The organism is Anaerosphaera aminiphila DSM 21120, from assembly GCF_900129925.1.
In the GTDB taxonomy this organism is placed as follows: Bacteria; Bacillota; Clostridia; order Tissierellales; family Peptoniphilaceae; genus Anaerosphaera; species Anaerosphaera aminiphila.
This window is the reverse complement of the sequence record NZ_FQXI01000001.1, coordinates 344,530-361,605: the sequence shown is the minus strand read 5'-3', so window position 1 is coordinate 361,605 and position 17,076 is coordinate 344,530. Positions and strand designations below refer to the sequence as shown.

Here is a 17,076-nt window from a genome sequence, read left to right as displayed (position 1 = left end):
TATTGTTTTAAGATTTATTGTATTTCCCTTACCCACAAGATATACTAAAAGTAGAATATTCGTAACAATTATTAGGAGGTAATAAAATGTCTAACGTAACAAAAGAATTTATTGTTGGAATTCCCAAAGCGGAACTACACGTACACTTAGAAGGAACTTTGGAGCCGGAGTTAAAATTGGAACTTGCTAAAAAAAATGGGATTGATATTGGACAAAAAACCATTGAAGAAGTAAGACAGTCTTATGAATTTGATTCCTTGACATCTTTTTTGGGAGTGTACTATCCCGCAATGGAAGTTCTACAAAAAGAAGAAGATTTTTATCTATTGGCAATGGACTATTTGAAAAAAGCAAAAGATAATAATGTAAAATATGCTGAGTTATTTTTTGATCCCCAAGCTCACACTTCAAGAGGAGTACCATTTGCAGATGTCATTAATGGTTATTACCGTGCAGCAAAAGATGGCGTTGCTCTAGGAGTTGAATCACATCTTATTATGTGCTTCTTAAGGGATATGTCTCAAGAATCTGCAATTGAAACCTATGAACAAATGTTGCCATATGGAGATAAAATTATAGGAATTGGTCTGGACTCTGACGAAAGAAAAAATCCTCCTAAAAAATTTGCAGATGTTTTTGCTCGAGCAAAGGAAGATGGCTTCAATATAACTATGCATTGCGACATTGATCAAGAAAACTCTATTGAACATATCCGTCAAGCACTATTAGAAATTGGTGTACAACGAATCGATCATGGAACGAATATACTAGAGGATGCAAAACTAGTTGAATATGCAAAAGAAAATGGAATTGGATTTACTTGCTGTCCTGTTTCCAACAGTTTTGTAACAGAAGATATGAAAGGAAAAGAAATTTTGGAATTGCTACACAAGGGGTTAAAAGTCACTGTTAATTCAGATGATCCTGCTTATTTCCAAAGTTATATTTCTGATGATATGTATGTTCTTGCAACTAAATATAATTTAGAAAAAAAAGATATTATTCAACTGGCTAAAAACTCATTTGAAATAGCTTGGATACCAGCAGAAAAGAAAAATGAATATATTGATCAAATTGATGCTTATGTTGAAAATTTGTAGTTGATTCATTTTAAAATAAAAATAATGTAAGGTATATTCTTAACAGTAAGAGAATAAAGCCGAAATTAAAAAATTAATATAAAAATAGAAGGAGCATTTTAAATATATATGTTCCTTTTATTTTTACGTTTTAGTTACTTTAAATTCTCCTTACACGCTATACATTTAAAATATAGTAAGAATAAGGAATATGAGTAATATTAATATTGAGAGCATCATAAAAAAGTATTAATATTATATATAAGAAAATAACAATTATGTAGCCTTCAAGAGCTTTTAATTGTTATTGTTTTAATTCTCGCATAAATTTCCAAGTTGTAAAGTCAAGTGCAATAATAAAAAGTAGTTTATAGGACTTTTTAGTTTATGAAGGAGCATATAATGGAGATAGATTATATATTACAGGTAAGTACAAGAAAAGGATTAAGAAACTGGTTAGAGAAAAATTGTGAAATAGTTGACCATTGTTGGGTTTTAACCACTAGAGGTCAAAAACTAGAAAAAACAATTTATTATTTAGATGCAGTTGAAGAAGCAATGTGTTTTGGTTGGATAGACAGTACAATTAAAAAAGTATCTGAAACACAATTGGCTCAGAGACTATCTCCAAGGCAGAAAAAAAGTCAATGGTCTGAATTAAATAAAGAGAGAGTGAGGAGACTTGAGTATCTAAATAAAATGACGGATTGTGGGAGGAAATATTTACCTGACATGTCGGATAATGGTTTTAAGATCGATCCTTATATTTTAAAGAAAATTAAGGAGGATGAGGAGATCTATGAAAATTTTAAAAATTTTCCGGATATTTATAAGAAAGTTCGTTTAGATACTATACAAATTAAAAAAAAATCAAAATGATTTATTCGAAAAAAGATTGAACAAGTTTTTAGAAAACACTAAAAAAAATACTATGTACGGAGAATGGCATGATGACGGGAGATTATTAAACTATAAAAAGTAGGTGGTAATTATGACTATATTAATGGAAAGTACAATTATCATCTAATAGCTCTTGCATTGTCTTCAGTAATATCTTTCAGTATCTTATATATCATAATAAAAGAGTAGTCAGATATACCTGTCACACGTTTAAATGTTTTGCTATAGGCAATAAGTGTGATTTTACCATTTATACTATCGTCGTCACTAAAAGGATTCTACTTTAGCATATGGGAAGTTTCAAGATTTTCATTTTCAATTTTAATAGTATGGCCAATTTCTAATGAAAAATTCTATCTTAAATAGTAAAAATAGAACTACTATTTCCATGTACTTTTGTTAAAATATTAAATAAAATTTTTCTCCTAAATACACAAGATTCTGGGCTTGACTAATTATTACTTCTATATCATACTAAAGTAAAAGGTTGCTAATATTTTAATATAAAAAGGAGGAATTTTGATGAGTAAGAAAAATGATAATTATATTACCCTAACTGAAATGGCTGATGGTTTCAGCGAATACAACTTGCCTCAAACTTCGTATTTTTCAAAAAAGAAAGATCTAAGTGTGTTTTTGGATGATGGAAACGAACTAAAGTTTACTTTTATTGATGATGAAAATTTAGAATATACAGTTATTGGTGGAGAAGATAATGGAGTTACAGGAAAATCAGCATATATTGCAACTGAACCAAGAGAAAATATATTTTATTTAAGTTATGTTCATAAAGAAAAAATTCTTTTGACTATTATTTTAGATATGAATAAAAAAATTGCTACTGTAATTTTCGGATTATTTCCAAATGATGAAACGGATACTTTACCAATATTTAAGCGTGTAATGAATGACTTGCCTGCATATGCTTCAAGCGTTTACTTTCACAATGCTGCCGTTGATGGCCATTATGAAAATGGGAAAACTGAAACATTTCCATTTACAAATGAATTAGCTGGTAAGAACGCAACATACACATACAGTAATAAAGATGCCTACGTTCATACTTATTATGATGTAGATTTATTTACATGGTATTGCTATTCGGGTAATGAGGCTGGGTTAGGTGATACTGACTATGTTAAATTCTTAAAAATCGCAGATAATCTTTATGTAATTATATGGATTGAAAAAATTCTACATGTTATTTCAACGATTATTTTAGATTTTAATGCAAATCAATCTACTGGCTCTATGGCTAGTTATGAAGGAAAAGACTATAGAGGAAAAATCCTTAATGTTCCTTCAGGAGCAAAAATTAAAAAGATTGAAGGCTTAGATGTTACTAAACTATAATTAAATTAATAGTTGTTAATTATGGGTTATATTATAGTCTTCTTTTAAAATATATTTGTTAACAGATGGGTTGTTTTCTAATCCATCTGTTTTTTTATTTTATTATTTAGTTTCAAGATTATTTTAACAATTTTCAAACAATAGTCTGATATACTGTATTTAAGCGAGAATATGGAGGTTTGATTATGATAAATATATTAGTAGTAGAAGATGATGTAAAGTTAAATGAAATTGTGTGTACTTATCTTGAGAATAATGGCTATATGGCTAAGGGATGTTTCAACCCAAATGAAGCCTATGATTTAATGTATGGAAATTTATATGATTTGATTATATCTGATATTATGATGCCTGAAATTGACGGTTTTGAATTCGCTGAAACAGTACGTTCACTAAATGCTACAATACCAATTTTATTTATGACGGCTCGTGATGATATTACTTCAAAGCAAAAGGGATTTCGTGCAGGCATTGATGATTATATGGTAAAACCTGTAGATTTAGATGAACTTGTACTTCGTGTTGCGGCACTGCTTCGAAGGTCAAATATACTGGATGAAAAAAAGATGATAGTTGGCAATTTAATACTTGATGCTGACGATTTATCAGCTTCTATTAATGGAGAAGAAATACCAATAACACTTCGTGAATTTAATATCCTCTTTAAATTGCTCTCATATCCAAAGAAGGCCTTTTCACGTTCTCAGCTTATGGATGAATTTTGGGGATTAGAAAGTGATACTAATCTTCGAGCTGTAGATGTATATATAAATAAATTAAGAGAAAAACTTTCGGATTGTGATGGATTTGAAATTGTCACTGTGCGAGGGCTTGGTTATAAGGTGGTATTATTGTCATGATAAGAGAGAAAGATTATGAAGTAGATAGTAGAGTTAAAAAGAAAATGCTTAGTTGGCAGAGATTTGCAATAATTTATATTGTTATGCTTTTGCTTGTTGGCGTTCAAATGGGAATAATCGTTTCTCCAATATTTAACAATTTAAATTCATATATACAAGTTACAATTATTATGACTTATTGGGCTATAATTGCACTTATATTTATTTTAATAACCAGATCTCAAATAACACATGTTTACGATATTCCAATGAGAAAACTAAGTAGTGCTGCAAAAAAAGTAGCCGGAGGGGACTTTTCTGTATTTGTTGAACCAGTACACACTCCAGATGAATATGATTTTATAGATGTAATGTTTATAGATTTTAATGCAATGGTTCAAGAACTTGGGAGTATTGAAACTCTGAAAAATGACTTTGTTTCCAATGTATCTCATGAAATAAGGACACCATTAGCTATTATAAAAAATTATACAAGTTTATTAAGAAAAGGAGATTCACCAGTAGATACACAAGTGCAGTATATGGATACTATAGTTAAAGCTACAGACAATTTGACATCTCTTGTGAGTAATATTCTAAGACTAAATAAATTAGACAGTCAAGAAATAGTATCGGCTGTTGAGTCATATGATCTCTGTCGTCAACTTTCAGATTGCGTACTTGGATTTGAAAGCCTGTTAGAAGAAAAGAACATAGATTTTGAGGCTGATATAGAAGACTGTGCAATAATAAAAGCTGACAGAGAAATGCTTGAAATTGTGTGGAATAATCTTCTGTCTAACGCAATTAAATATACAGAAGTAGGTGGGAAAATTTCACTTAGTCAAATTTCAGGAGATAACAGTATAACTGTGTCTGTTTCAGATACAGGCTGTGGTATGAACAGTGAAACAATAAAACGAATTTTTGATAAATTTTATCAAGCTGATACTTCTCACTCAGGAGAAGGAAATGGACTTGGCCTTGCACTGGCATATAGGATTGTAGAAAAACTTGAAGGTAGCTTGACGGTTACAAGTGAAGTAGGTAAGGGTAGTAAATTTACTGTTACAATACCTGTTAAACGTTGAAGATAAATGATTTACATTGGAGGACACGGTGATGACATCTATATTAAATAATAAAATATTTTATATCATCAATATGCTCTTAACAGTTATGATAACTATTTTATCTTATCTCAACAATTCAAGTTTTGTAATGGCTTGTAGCATATGTTTAGCAGTATTTTTGGCTCTGCAACTTAAGGTGAAATTTATTATAAATGAAGATGAAGATATTCAGAAAATTCAATGCAGGTCCATTGGATTTTTGCTATTGATTCCACCATTAAGTTTGGTAGCAAGTGGGGTTTTATATTTTTTTGATTTCCTTTCAATGTCATCTTCTAAAAACTATGTAATTATTGCATTTTCTGGAATATTAAGCGCATTGCAGCTTGGACAAATATTTGGAGGGTGGAAAAATAAAACAGTAGCAGGAAAGTTTTATAAATTTGCTGTTGCAGCTTCCTTATCTGTGCCTATGTCAATAATTGTTACGACACTACTGCACAATACTAGTCCTGAAGGCAATACTTTAGGAATGTTATCAACAGTAGTTTTTGGCGCATTGTCAATTTTATTCTCCATTAATATTATTATGGTTTCCCTATGTGACTATAGAAGTACAAAAGATAGTATTAAATTAGTTTATCTTATAATAAAAGATAAAAAGCTTGCCTTTACAAGAGTTTCAATACTAAAAGATGTATTTCTCGTTGTGGGAAAAATGGTTCTTAGTATTATGTCGCTGTCTTTTTTTATGTTTGTTAATGCACTTTATAGTGCAGGAATGGGAATTGCAAGATATATAGCTATAAAGATGCATACGCAAGAAAAGGGAAAGCAAATTTTAAGTTACCGCATTGTAGGTATTATTATATCAGCTGCCAGTATATGCTATGTTTTATATTCTACACGTTTATTTTTTGGCGGTAAGTCTGGAGTATATAATATGAACGTTGCACTTATTATTGCACTTTATACATTTGTAGAGTTCGGAATTAATATTAGGGAAGCTCTTCGAGTTTATAAAAGTAAGGCTGTAGAAGCTAAGGCATTGCGGGCAATTGGGCTTTCATCTACTCTACTTTGCTTTGTACTTACACAAACTGCAATTATGTCCTTTAGCTCAGAAGGAGATAACAGTTTTAGTAATGCGTTGGCAGGAGTAGTATTTGGAGGATTAGCCGCTCTAGTGGGTTTATACTTAGTAGTAGATAGTTTTAAATATGAGAAAGTATCAATTTGCGAAGAATAATTTTTAAATAGTACTATTTAAGCAGTCCGTTTATGGGCTGTTTTTTTATTAATAATTTTTAAACAATTCACAAACAAAGTTCATACAATAGGTGGTTAAAATAAGAGTACAAATTAAATAGAAAAGAGGTAAAAATGGGAAAAGATAATCTTAAAGCAAAGATGTTGAAAAATGCTCTTATATTAATAATTTTCATAGGATATATAAAAAAATGTTCAAATAAGAATATAAATTAAAGATTTATAGAAAGTGGATTAAAAATTAAAAGAATATTTTTATAGTAATGACTATAGAAGTTTTTTATTAATAAATATCAAACAATTCACAAATAAAATTCATACAATAAGAGGTTAAAGTAAGAGTACAAACTAAGAGAAATAGAAAGAGGTAAAAAAAATGAAAAAAAGTAATTTTGTAGCAATGATTTTAGGTACTATTGGTGGAATATTTACTGCAATTGGAATGTGTATGTGTCTACTCCCGGAGTGGAATGCATTTAAGCCGGGTGTAGTAATGGGAGTTGTTGGAATTATAATTCTTCTAATCACATTGGGAATATGGCGAAAAATGGAAAATAAAGCTCCTATCCACATGTCGGGGAAAGTGATATTTAGTACATTGTTAGGTATAGTTGGCGCACTTATGCTGGGTATAGGCATGTCTTTAATAATGGTGTGGAATAACTTAGTATTGGGAATAATACTTGGAGTTATAGGCATTATAGGCTTACTCATGCTTATTCCACTTATTAAAGGAATTAAATAGGAAAATTTCAAAGTGTAATAGGTTAAACAGGAAAGGAAATTGATAATGGAACATAATAAATTTGTTTTATATGAATACAAAAATATAACTGTTAATTTTGACACTGCATCAATGTATAAAGACTGCTTAAAAAACTTTGGCTGGATATTAGTTGAGGAACAGACAATGGATAATTTTACAACTGAAAACCAAGTTAATAATTTAGATTCAATTAATATGGTATCCTTAAAATTCAAACGCGACCATCAAATTAACAATAAATTAGAGTTAAATAGACTAGAGCATAAATGTGAAGAGGCACTCTCTGCAATGAATAAAATAGAACGTAGAAATAGAGCATACACTATGGGAGCGACATTGGGAACGGGAATACTTGGAACAGCTTTACTTGCTATTGGAATATATAATTTCGTAGTGGGAAATCCAATTTTTAGCATATTATTTATAGCCTTAGGTGTGGTTTCTTGTGCAATTGGTTTTTTTGCATATTTTAAAGTGGGAGAAAAACAATCGAATCAGACATCAACTGTGATAGATGAACAATTTCAAATTGCATATGGAGCTTGTGAAAAAGCTTATAGAATATTAAATTAAAGATGAAAGATATAGTTTTATGTATAAGCATATAAATGAAGATCAAGACCAAGACAATTGAATTTTAGTGTCTATAAATAATGGCAAATACAAGAGGAGAGTGAAGGTATTGAATGAGACAATTTCTAGTAATGGAACTTTTGTCGGATATGAATATAGAGATATCACAGTAGACCGTGATATGGAGTCTGTATATGTAGATGGATATAAAAATTTTGGATGGATGCTGGATAAAACGTCAACACCACATGGAGGTCTTAACAATATTACGTTAAAATTTAAAAGAGATAGAAAAATTTTAAACAAAATGGAACTTACACGATTGCAAAGACAGTTTGACACCTGTGTAAATGAGGTTAGCAGCATGGAAAGGACAAAAGCAACAAATGCATCTATAGTGGCATTAGTAGTTGGATTAATTGGGACTGCTTTTATGGCGGGTTCAACCTTTGCAGTAATTGCTTCAAATATAATTCTCTGTATTATTTTGGCAATACCCGGATTTATGGGGTGGATTTTACCATATTTTTTATATAAGTCTACTTATGCAAAAAAAACTGCTGAAGTTACACCATTAATAGATAATAAGTACGATGAAATTTATGAAGTGTGTGAAAGAGCAAATCGTCTGTTAGAAAATTAAATTTGGGGGAAAGTACTATGAATAAAAAATTTATGATAGGTATTTTAATCGTTACAGTGTTGACAGTTGCTAAAATAGCGAATGTTAAATGTATAGAGAGCAGAGCGTAGTTAGTATTAAAATTTAGAGAGGAGTAAAAACATGAATCCAGTAGTTGTAGTTGCAGTAATAGCAGTAGGAGTAGTTGGTTTAGGTATTATCAAAAAGAAAAATAAATAAATATAAATCTATATTTATTTAAAGAAGAGGTGAGAATATGAAAACAATAGTTGTAATTGCAATAATTGTTGTTGTAGTAATTATTATAGGAATTAGTACGAAAAGAAAAAAATAGATAAATATATGTAACTATTAAAGAACTTATGCGTTGTCATAGGTATGTGTTAGAAAAATGATTTATTTCAACAATTTAAAAATATTATTAAAATAAAACTATATTAATATTTAGTAAGTAAAAAATACTGAAGATGGTATAATAGAAATGCAATAAAAATAAATCACCCTAGTAAAATTAAATTCAACGGAATTTTTGTATATTTAAGTGGTTTTATAGTAATATTTGAAAAGGCATATAAAAGTGAATTGTAAAAAAAATTTTATATAAAAAAACAGATTTATGAATTTACTTATTGAGAGAAGTAATATATGATTAAAATAGTTTATAAAAAATTATTAATAATGGAGGTGTCGTATATAATATGATTTGTACTTATTTAAATACCGCTGATAAATTAGAACAGCAGAGAACAGATAATAAACGCTATATATATATTCTCTTAATGCGCTATCCTGATACATTTTCAAAGGTATTTCAGTGTATATCTAGGAGTAAATACAACCATGTTTCTATAGGCATAAGCGATTCCAATGATACTTTTTATAGTTATGTTACTAAGGGATTTAGAAAAGAGCTGCCAAGACAATACCCCACCTTCAATAAAAAGGAAGTTCCCTGTGCTTTATATAGCATAGAAGTATCAGATGAAGTATATAGGATAACAAAAGCTACCTTAGATGACCATGAAAAGCAGTCCTATAAATTTAAATACAATTTGTTAGGTGTAATACTGTGTCTTTTACGAATTGTCTATCCAATGAAAAATAGATATTTTTGTTCACAGTTTGTATCGGAAATACTAGATCAAATGAAAGCTGTGCGACTGTCTAAACACAGTGCTTTATATTTACCAGATGACTTTACAAAAATGAAAGATCTGGACTTGTGTTTTTCTGGGTATTTAAGTCAACTTGTAATTCAACCTAGATATTCAAAGCTGTTAATTGCCTAAAAATTATGGCTCTAAATAAATATTATTTAGTTTGTAACATAGGTAAAAAGATTACAAATAATATATGGAAAGCAAGAATAGTAAAAACTTTAAAAGTTAATTTACTATTCTTATTTTATTTAAGAGGTATTTAAAATTTACTGTTTTTTTAATTAATCAGATATAATGAGCGAGTTAAATATCTACCAAGTTAAATATCTACCAAGTGGCAACTACTCCGTCAGCTCTTGGTTCTGTTGCTCCTGCAAGGACTCCTTCATGATTGCGCCAAATGATTTGACCTCTTCCAAATGTAAGAGATTCAGGAAGTACACTTATATTATGACCTCTATTTATTAAATCTTCTATTAAGGCACGTGAAAAATGTTGTTCAACTTGGATATTTTTTTCGCCTATCCACTGCCATCTAGGAGCATCTAGTGCTTCTTGAGGATTCATATGAAAATCTATTGTGTTTGTAATTACTTGAACATGTCCCTGAGGCTGCATAAAACCACCCATTACACCAAAGGGGCCAATAGCTTCATTATCCTTAGATAGAAATCCAGGGATTATTGTATGAAAAGCTTTTTTACCGGGTTCTAAAAAATTTTCCATATTTTTATCAAGAGTAAAACCATACCCTCTATTTTGCAAGCTAATTCCAGTTTCAGGTATAACAATGCCCGATCCAAATCCCATATAGTTACTTTGAATAAATGAAACCATATTTCCCTCTCCATCAGCAGTACATAGATATACTGTATCACCACATTGCGGATTGCCTGCCTTGGGAAGTAGGGCAGTATCACTTATTAAATTTCTACGTTCTGCTGCATATTTGTCTGACAGAAGTTGCTCTGTAGTTACTTTCATAGATTTTATATCAGATATGTATCTTTTTCCATCAGTAAACGCCAACTTCATAGCTTCTAACTGTTTATGAATTGTGTCAGCAGTATCTCTTTTAGTAAATTCAAATCCTTTTAGTATGTTTAACGCCATCAATGCTACAATTCCATTTCCATTTGGAGGAATTTCCCAGACATCATACCCTCTATAATTTATATGAATTGGGTCAACCCATTCACACCAATAATTTTCTAAATCAGATTTTCTTATATAGCCACCAGTCTTTTTAGAAAAAGTATCAATTTTATCAGCTAATTCTCCTCTATAAAATTCCGATGATTTTGATTTGGCAATTTTTCTTAATGTATCTGCAAGTTTAGTTGATTTCCATATTTCTCCCGGAGCGGGAGCTCTTCCATTTATTGTAAAAGCTTCAAACCATGGCTCGAAATTTTTTCCTTTTAAAGTGTTTTTAAATTCACTATAGGAATTATCCCATAGTTTAGATATTATTGGGCTGACAGGATATCCTTCTTCTGCATATTGGATAGCCGGTTCAAATACTTCTTCAAGTGATAATTTACCAAATTTCTCAGAAAGTTCTGCCCATGCAGCAGGAGCTCCCGGAACCATAACCGGAATCCAACCTCTCTCAGGTATTTTTTTATATCCAAGGTTTTCAATTACATCAACATTCAATGACTTTGGGACTACACCACTGGAATTTAATCCATGTAATTTGCCGTTCATCCATATTAATGCAAAGGAATCGCCTCCAATTCCATTTGAAGTTGGCTCAAGAACTGTCATGCATACAGCTGTTGCAATCGCTGCATCAACTGCATTTCCACCTTTTTTTATCATATCTAAACCTGCTTGTGCTGCTAGTGGTTGGGAAGTACAAACCATTCCCTTGCGACTATACATTAAGCTACGTCTAGAGGGATAATCATTTTTTAAAGCGTCAAAATTCATAATAATACCTCCAAAATAATTTTATTGAAAGTTAACTAAAATTCCTAATAGTATAATTAAAAACAACAAATAAATACTAAACTAAGTTTATCATAAATAATCTTTTTTCTTTGTATTTTTTAATGTTTTAATTGTTTAAATAGCGGAAACGTGGAAAATAATATAATTTTGTAATGGTGTATAATAATATTAAATTTAATGACTATTATAAAAAAATAATATAAATATTTACTATGCAATAGTTTACATATAGTTGAGAGGAGTGGTCATATGAAAAATATACTTCTAGTTGAAGATGATGAGTTGATGAATAAGATGGTCTCGAATATTATTAGGAATAGTGGATATAAAGTTTTTCAAGCTTATTCTTTAAGGGAAGCAAATAATTTTTTAGCAACAAAACATTTAGATTTAATAATTTTAGATATTAATTTACCTGATGGTTCAGGATACAATTTTCTAAAAGTAATTCAAAGTACAAAGGCTGAACTACCGATTATAATCTTAACTGCAAATGATTTAAAAGAGGATATTATTAGAGGATACCAATCTGGAGCAGTGGAATATATTACGAAACCATTTTCTAATGAAATATTGTTGTTGAAAATAAAATCTATATTCAATTTATTAGCTGCTTCAAAGGAAAGTCACTCTGGAAAACTTGACGATATATATGACAATGGAGATTTAAAGGTAAACTTTTCAAGACTCTGTGCAGAAGTTGATAGGAATTCCTTGGAACTATCTCCTTTTGAGTTCCAAATATTAAAAATATTTATTAAGAATAAAAATACATTACTAACTAGGAACAAACTTATGGATTTACTTTGGGGAAGTAGTGAAGATTTTGTAGAAGAGCATACTTTGACGGCTGCAATCAGTCGATTGAGAAGAAAGATTGACTGTGGTGAGAAAAAATATATTCAGACTGTCTATGGAATGGGATATATGTTTATAGAAGGAGAAAGCAATGAAAAGTAAGAGTCTTTCCTTAAAAAAATCATATTTTATGTTTTTAGTTGGGATATTTTTCATACAAATTCCCTTATTTGTCTTAATTTGCCTAAATGTTTCAAGGGTTCTTTTACTATCTATTAGTGTGGTGACAGTACTGTTATCCATATTTTGGAGTTTGTTATTAATGAAAAATTTAAAGACAATAAATGCAAATTTTGTAGATGAAATTTGTGAGACGATTGATGAAATGACTAAAGATAAAATAAATTTAAAATTTAATTCAGATGAGGAAACACTCTTTTCAAAGGTTGAGTATAAGCTTCGCAGACTTTATGAAATGTTACAAGTGAGAAAGAATAGTATTAATGAGGAAAAATTAAATTTAGAATCTTTAATTTCAGATATTTCTCATCAGCTAAAGACACCTGCCACCAATTTGAAAATGGTATTATCCTTTTTGAAAGAGGAGGATTTTGATGAAAAAGAAAAGTTAGAATATTTAAATACCATAGAAAGCCAAGTAGATAAAATAGAATTTTTAATTCATGCACTGATAAAGACATCCAGATTAGAAACGGGAATTATAAAATTGGAAAAATCAAAGAATTCAATTTACGAAACCATTGCTTTGGCAGTGGGCAATATTTATTTGGAGGCAAAGAAGAAGTCTTTAGATATTACTGTAAAGTGCTCAGAGGATTTGTTAATTCCCCATGATGTAAAGTGGACAGCGGAGGCAATCTTTAATATTTTAGATAATGCGGTTAAATACACACCGGAGAATGCTAGAATATCAATCTGCGTTGAAGATTGGGAACAATATACAAAAATAGATATTGAGGATTCGGGAATGGGAATTGTGGAATCATCTCAAGGGAAAATATTTCAAAGATTTTATAGAGAGGACTCTGTGCACAATATAGAGGGAATTGGTATAGGGCTATATCTATCAAGAAATATTATTTCAAAACAGGGAGGATATATTAAGGTTTCCTCCAAGATAGGAGAAGGAAGTATTTTTTCTATTTTTCTGCCCCATGAAAGCTTTAGAGATTTTTAATATTTATGCGACATTTCAATGAGGTTTGTCTTGTAAGATAAAGATACAAAAGGAAGAGGTGATTGAAATGTCAGTATTAGAAGTGATAGATTTAAAAAAGTATTATAGACAAGGTGAAATCGTAACAAAGGCCTTAGATGGCGTAAATTTGCGTGTAGAGTCTGGAGAGTTCTTGGCAATTGTTGGAACGTCGGGCTCTGGGAAAACTACATTACTTAACATGATTGGAGGATTAGATGTTCCAACTTCCGGAACGGTAATTGTAAATGGAGAAGATCTTTCAACGAAGAAAGAGGAACAACTCACTATTTTCAGACGAAGATATATTGGATTTATCTTTCAAAATTATAATTTAGTGTCTGTATTAAATGTGAGGGAAAATATAATCCTTCCGGTAAAACTGGATGGAACAAAAGTAGATGAAGAATATTTAAAACAAGTAACGGAGTTATTGGGAATCGCTGACAAGTTAAAAAATAAACCTAGTACTCTTTCAGGAGGTCAGCAACAGCGTGTTGCCATAGCAAGGGCACTGATAACAAAGCCACAGATTGTCCTTGCAGATGAACCCACAGGAAACTTAGATTCTAAGACCAGTGAGGAAGTAATTTCTCTATTAAAGATGACAAGTTATACTCTAAACCAAACATTAATTGTCATAACCCATAATGATGCCATAGCCCAACTTGCAGATAGAATTGTGAGGATTGAGGACGGCAAAATTGTGGGAGGTGCTTCTAATGTTTAAAAATACAAATAAAGAAGTGTCTAAAGAGTTATCCATAAAGACGATGTCCAGTCATAAACTTAGAAATATTATGGCAATTATAGCCATTTCTCTAACTACACTACTTATAACTACTGTATTTACAACAGGATTTAATTTTTACAGAGCATTGGATCAATCCACAGACGTTGGTCCAAGTCCAATGGCGGATGGTGGAGTTAAGGCACAAGTAGAGCGATACGAAGATGTTCTTAAAATGAAGAATATAGAATGGGCTTCCTATGTACGTCCGGGAAATTTTGGCAGCCTACACAATAAAGAAATGATAGGAATGAAAGCAATTCTACTTGCACCTGAAAAATCCTACTATGAAAATAATAAAATTGACCTAGTGGAAGGAAGACTTCCCAAGGGAGATAGAGAAATTTTAATTTCAAAAAGTATGGTGAAGAAACTTGGTGGCAGTGGAAAACTTGGGGAAATATTTGTTTTAAAGCCTGTGATTTTAGAGAATGGAAAGCAAGTAGAAAAAGAAGTACCGGCTACAATTGTGGGGATCTATTCCTCTCCCCTTGATATTTTAGCTGATACCTATGATGAAATTTATATCACCGAAGGGTTTCTCTCCCAAAATATGCCGGAGATGTTAAGTGTAGACAGCTCGATTTATATAAAATTTAGCAATATAGATTCAGAAATGGAAAAACAAGGAGCACTTTCAGAGATATCCGATAGGATAGATGGAAACGGAACTATTTTTCGACATTCAAATACAGTGTCTAATATTTATATAATTATGATACCTATTTTGTTAATTATTATGTTTTGTGGATATTTACTAATTTACAATGTCTTTTATATTTCAGTGATTAATGATATTAAATTTTTTGGAATGTTAAAAACCATTGGAGCTTCCGGAAAGCAATTGAAGACAATTATATCAAGACAGGTCTTGATGTTGTCAGTTCCCGGAATACTATTGGGTTTAAGCTTAGGAATACTACTGGGTTTTAAAATTTCTCCATTTATTTTAAATTATACGATATTTGGAAAGTTTTATAAACCTGGAATAAGTATAGCTGTAATTGTAGGAGCAATTCTATTTTCAGCAATAACTGTTTGGATTAGCAGTTTAAAATCCTATCGAACTGTAAAAAAATTATCTCCCATTGAAGCCAGTAAGTATGAATTCAAAAATACTAGAAAAAAGAAAATAGTTTCTATTTTTTCCTTTGGATTAAGTAGCGTAATCTTTCTCACCTTATTTACAGTGACCTTTGGTTATGATGTTAAAAAGATGGTGGATAGATATAATACAACGGATGTGACCATAGAACAAAATGCAATGAGTCACGATAATGAAGAGAAATATCAACCCATTGATGAGAACTTACTACAAAAACTGTCTTCCATAGATACGGTAGAAGAAATGCATTTATTTTATCAAGGTAAGAAAATAGAGGAAGAGGAAGATACGAAAGGCTTACCCTATGCATCTACCTTGGGAACAGGATATATAAAAGTAAATTCTGTTTTTGAAAGGGAATACAACAGATTTGCTGAAAAAAGCATTTCAGAAGGAAAGCCTTCTTGGATGGGGAACCCTTACGCGATAGAAGATGGAAAAATTAAATTAAAGATGATAGGAGTCCCAGCGGATCAATTAAAAGATGAGGCAATCAATTTAAAGGTTTTAGATGGAGAACTAAATGAAGAAGAATTTGATGGTGGCGGATCTATTATATTTAACCAAGGGACGAATTTGTCCAATCAACTACTGGAAGATGGGCCTAGGGCTGGAGATGTATTAGAGTTGTCCATATGGGATCCTGGCAGAGATGTTTATGTGGAGAAAGAATTTAAAATAATGGCAGTAGTAGAGTCTATAAATCCCTTCCATACGTCTATTATTGGAGGAGCACCCATCAGCCTATCCGATGGAGATTTTAAAAAAAATTTATCCAAATTATAAAGATTTAATCTCTTATGTGAAATTAGATACAAGTATGGAATTAGATAAAAATGAGTATGAAGAAATTGAAGAGACAGTCCAAGAATCCTTTAACTCTCAAATTGTCATGGGTTCCAAATACAAGACAAGAATAGAGCAAGAAACTCAAAAAGACCAAATGATGATTAGTGGGTTGTTGATATCTATCGTTTTTGGAATTATAGGATTGACCAATGTGGTAAATACATTAGTAACCAGCATTATGGCAAGAAAAATGGAATTTGCAACAATGCAGTCCATAGGCATGACGAAAAAACAAATGATTGCCAGAATTACTCAGGATGGAATTGTCCTTTGCCTGTCAAGTTTTATCGTAGCCGTACCCATTTCCTATTTTCTAATTGATATTTTAGGGAATCAACTATTGTTATTAACGGGATTTAACGGTAAGATATTTATGATTGGATGCACTATTTTGTTTTTTATAATGATGGTTGTAACCCTTATAACTTCTTATATAGTGACATGGTCTCTCAATAAAAAAACTTTGACAGAGAGAATTGCAGACGCAGGATAAAAATACAATAAATAGACTCTACTATTTTTAATTAAACTAGTAGAGTCTATTTTATTAATAACATAAAACTATAAATTATAAGGATTATCTATTTAGTTATTTTTAATTGTAGAGAATGTGGATAAATTAAACAGGTAAAATACTAAGATTATTCTAATTTATCACTAATTGTTTGAAAGAAGTATTTTATTTTGATATTATGTATTCTAATGAT

At 30.6% G+C, this 17,076-nt stretch carries 16 protein-coding genes; 15 read left to right on the top strand and 1 reads right to left on the bottom strand.

Going from position 1 to position 17,076, the window contains the following annotated elements:
• The first annotated feature begins 86 nt into the window (after nucleotides 1-86).
• From add to BUB47_RS01780, 10 genes are all read left to right on the top strand, one after another.
• Nucleotides 87-1,100, top strand: a complete 1,014-nt coding sequence (gene add / locus BUB47_RS01825) for an adenosine deaminase (protein WP_073183179.1) — start codon at nucleotides 87-89, stop codon at nucleotides 1,098-1,100.
• Between the two features lie 381 nt (nucleotides 1,101-1,481).
• Nucleotides 1,482-1,958, top strand: a complete 477-nt coding sequence (locus BUB47_RS01820; RefSeq protein WP_200779458.1) for a YdeI/OmpD-associated family protein — start codon at nucleotides 1,482-1,484, stop codon at nucleotides 1,956-1,958.
• Nucleotides 1,959-2,501: 543 nt separating this feature from the next.
• Nucleotides 2,502-3,332 (top strand): MoaF C-terminal domain-containing protein, encoded by an 831-nt coding sequence (locus tag BUB47_RS01815; RefSeq protein WP_073183177.1) that lies wholly within the window; start codon nucleotides 2,502-2,504, stop codon nucleotides 3,330-3,332.
• A 185-nt stretch (nucleotides 3,333-3,517) separates the two neighbouring features.
• A complete protein-coding gene (locus tag BUB47_RS01810) occupies nucleotides 3,518-4,192 on the top strand; it encodes a response regulator transcription factor (RefSeq protein WP_073183175.1) in 675 nt (224 codons plus the stop codon).
• A complete protein-coding gene (locus tag BUB47_RS01805) occupies nucleotides 4,189-5,262 on the top strand; it encodes a sensor histidine kinase (protein WP_083529024.1) in 1,074 nt (357 codons plus the stop codon). The genes BUB47_RS01810 and BUB47_RS01805 overlap by 4 nt, the downstream gene beginning before the upstream one ends.
• 28 nt (nucleotides 5,263-5,290) lie before the next feature.
• The gene (locus BUB47_RS01800) at nucleotides 5,291-6,493 is read left to right on the top strand and encodes a hypothetical protein (protein WP_143270581.1); all 1,203 of its coding nucleotides are present in this window, start codon (nucleotides 5,291-5,293) and stop codon (nucleotides 6,491-6,493) included.
• A gap of 396 nt (nucleotides 6,494-6,889) precedes the next feature.
• Nucleotides 6,890-7,258: a hypothetical protein gene (locus BUB47_RS01795; RefSeq protein WP_073183172.1), complete on the top strand. Its 369-nt coding sequence runs from the start codon at nucleotides 6,890-6,892 to the stop codon at nucleotides 7,256-7,258.
• A gap of 45 nt (nucleotides 7,259-7,303) precedes the next feature.
• Nucleotides 7,304-7,852: a hypothetical protein gene (locus BUB47_RS01790; RefSeq protein WP_073183170.1), complete on the top strand. Its 549-nt coding sequence runs from the start codon at nucleotides 7,304-7,306 to the stop codon at nucleotides 7,850-7,852.
• A 109-nt stretch (nucleotides 7,853-7,961) separates the two neighbouring features.
• Entirely contained in the window at nucleotides 7,962-8,495 is a 534-nt protein-coding gene (locus BUB47_RS01785) for a hypothetical protein (protein WP_073183168.1), read from the top strand.
• Nucleotides 8,496-9,193: 698 nt separating this feature from the next.
• Nucleotides 9,194-9,784: a hypothetical protein gene (locus tag BUB47_RS01780; RefSeq protein WP_073183166.1), complete on the top strand. Its 591-nt coding sequence runs from the start codon at nucleotides 9,194-9,196 to the stop codon at nucleotides 9,782-9,784.
• A 198-nt stretch (nucleotides 9,785-9,982) separates the two neighbouring features.
• Here the strand turns inward: BUB47_RS01780 and BUB47_RS01775 are convergent, their stop codons facing one another.
• Entirely contained in the window at nucleotides 9,983-11,590 is a 1,608-nt protein-coding gene (locus BUB47_RS01775; protein ID WP_073183165.1) for a gamma-glutamyltransferase family protein, read from the bottom strand.
• Nucleotides 11,591-11,860: 270 nt separating this feature from the next.
• On the opposite strand from BUB47_RS01775, the gene BUB47_RS01770 reads away from it, so the two are divergent.
• From BUB47_RS01770 to BUB47_RS01750, 5 genes are all read left to right on the top strand, one after another.
• A complete protein-coding gene (locus BUB47_RS01770; protein ID WP_073183163.1) occupies nucleotides 11,861-12,571 on the top strand; it encodes a response regulator transcription factor in 711 nt (236 codons plus the stop codon).
• A 160-nt stretch (nucleotides 12,572-12,731) separates the two neighbouring features.
• Nucleotides 12,732-13,607: a sensor histidine kinase gene (locus BUB47_RS01765; protein ID WP_159430529.1), complete on the top strand. Its 876-nt coding sequence runs from the start codon at nucleotides 12,732-12,734 to the stop codon at nucleotides 13,605-13,607.
• Nucleotides 13,608-13,674: 67 nt separating this feature from the next.
• Nucleotides 13,675-14,355 carry an ABC transporter ATP-binding protein gene (locus BUB47_RS01760; RefSeq protein WP_073183159.1) on the top strand — a complete coding sequence of 227 codons (681 nt, stop codon included), beginning with the start codon at nucleotides 13,675-13,677 and terminating at the stop codon, nucleotides 14,353-14,355.
• On the top strand, nucleotides 14,348-16,306 hold the full coding sequence (locus BUB47_RS01755) for an ABC transporter permease (RefSeq protein WP_073183157.1): 1,959 nt from the start codon (nucleotides 14,348-14,350) through the stop codon (nucleotides 16,304-16,306). The genes BUB47_RS01760 and BUB47_RS01755 overlap by 8 nt, the downstream gene beginning before the upstream one ends.
• A gap of 34 nt (nucleotides 16,307-16,340) precedes the next feature.
• Nucleotides 16,341-16,862, top strand: coding sequence for an FtsX-like permease family protein (locus BUB47_RS01750; protein WP_159430528.1), 522 nt, complete (start codon nucleotides 16,341-16,343; stop codon nucleotides 16,860-16,862).
• Nucleotides 16,863-17,076 lie beyond the last annotated feature (214 nt).

Excerpts from the sequence above, each read along its gene's own strand:
- add (WP_073183179.1), top strand. The coding sequence starts at position 87 with ATGTCTAACGTAACAAAAGAATTTATTGTTGGAATTCCCAAAGCGGAA.
- BUB47_RS01820 (WP_200779458.1), top strand. The coding sequence starts at position 1,482 with ATGGAGATAGATTATATATTACAGGTAAGTACAAGAAAAGGATTAAGA.
- BUB47_RS01815 (WP_073183177.1), top strand. The coding sequence starts at position 2,502 with ATGAGTAAGAAAAATGATAATTATATTACCCTAACTGAAATGGCTGAT.
- BUB47_RS01810 (WP_073183175.1), top strand. The coding sequence starts at position 3,518 with ATGATAAATATATTAGTAGTAGAAGATGATGTAAAGTTAAATGAAATT.
- BUB47_RS01805 (WP_083529024.1), top strand. The coding sequence starts at position 4,189 with ATGATAAGAGAGAAAGATTATGAAGTAGATAGTAGAGTTAAAAAGAAA.
- BUB47_RS01795 (WP_073183172.1), top strand. The coding sequence starts at position 6,890 with ATGAAAAAAAGTAATTTTGTAGCAATGATTTTAGGTACTATTGGTGGA.
- BUB47_RS01790 (WP_073183170.1), top strand. The coding sequence starts at position 7,304 with ATGGAACATAATAAATTTGTTTTATATGAATACAAAAATATAACTGTT.
- BUB47_RS01780 (WP_073183166.1), top strand. The coding sequence starts at position 9,194 with ATGATTTGTACTTATTTAAATACCGCTGATAAATTAGAACAGCAGAGA.
- BUB47_RS01775 (WP_073183165.1), bottom strand. The coding sequence starts at position 11,590 with ATGAATTTTGACGCTTTAAAAAATGATTATCCCTCTAGACGTAGCTTA.
- BUB47_RS01770 (WP_073183163.1), top strand. The coding sequence starts at position 11,861 with ATGAAAAATATACTTCTAGTTGAAGATGATGAGTTGATGAATAAGATG.
- BUB47_RS01765 (WP_159430529.1), top strand. The coding sequence starts at position 12,732 with ATGAAAAATTTAAAGACAATAAATGCAAATTTTGTAGATGAAATTTGT.
- BUB47_RS01760 (WP_073183159.1), top strand. The coding sequence starts at position 13,675 with ATGTCAGTATTAGAAGTGATAGATTTAAAAAAGTATTATAGACAAGGT.
- BUB47_RS01755 (WP_073183157.1), top strand. The coding sequence starts at position 14,348 with ATGTTTAAAAATACAAATAAAGAAGTGTCTAAAGAGTTATCCATAAAG.
- BUB47_RS01750 (WP_159430528.1), top strand. The coding sequence starts at position 16,341 with ATGGAATTAGATAAAAATGAGTATGAAGAAATTGAAGAGACAGTCCAA.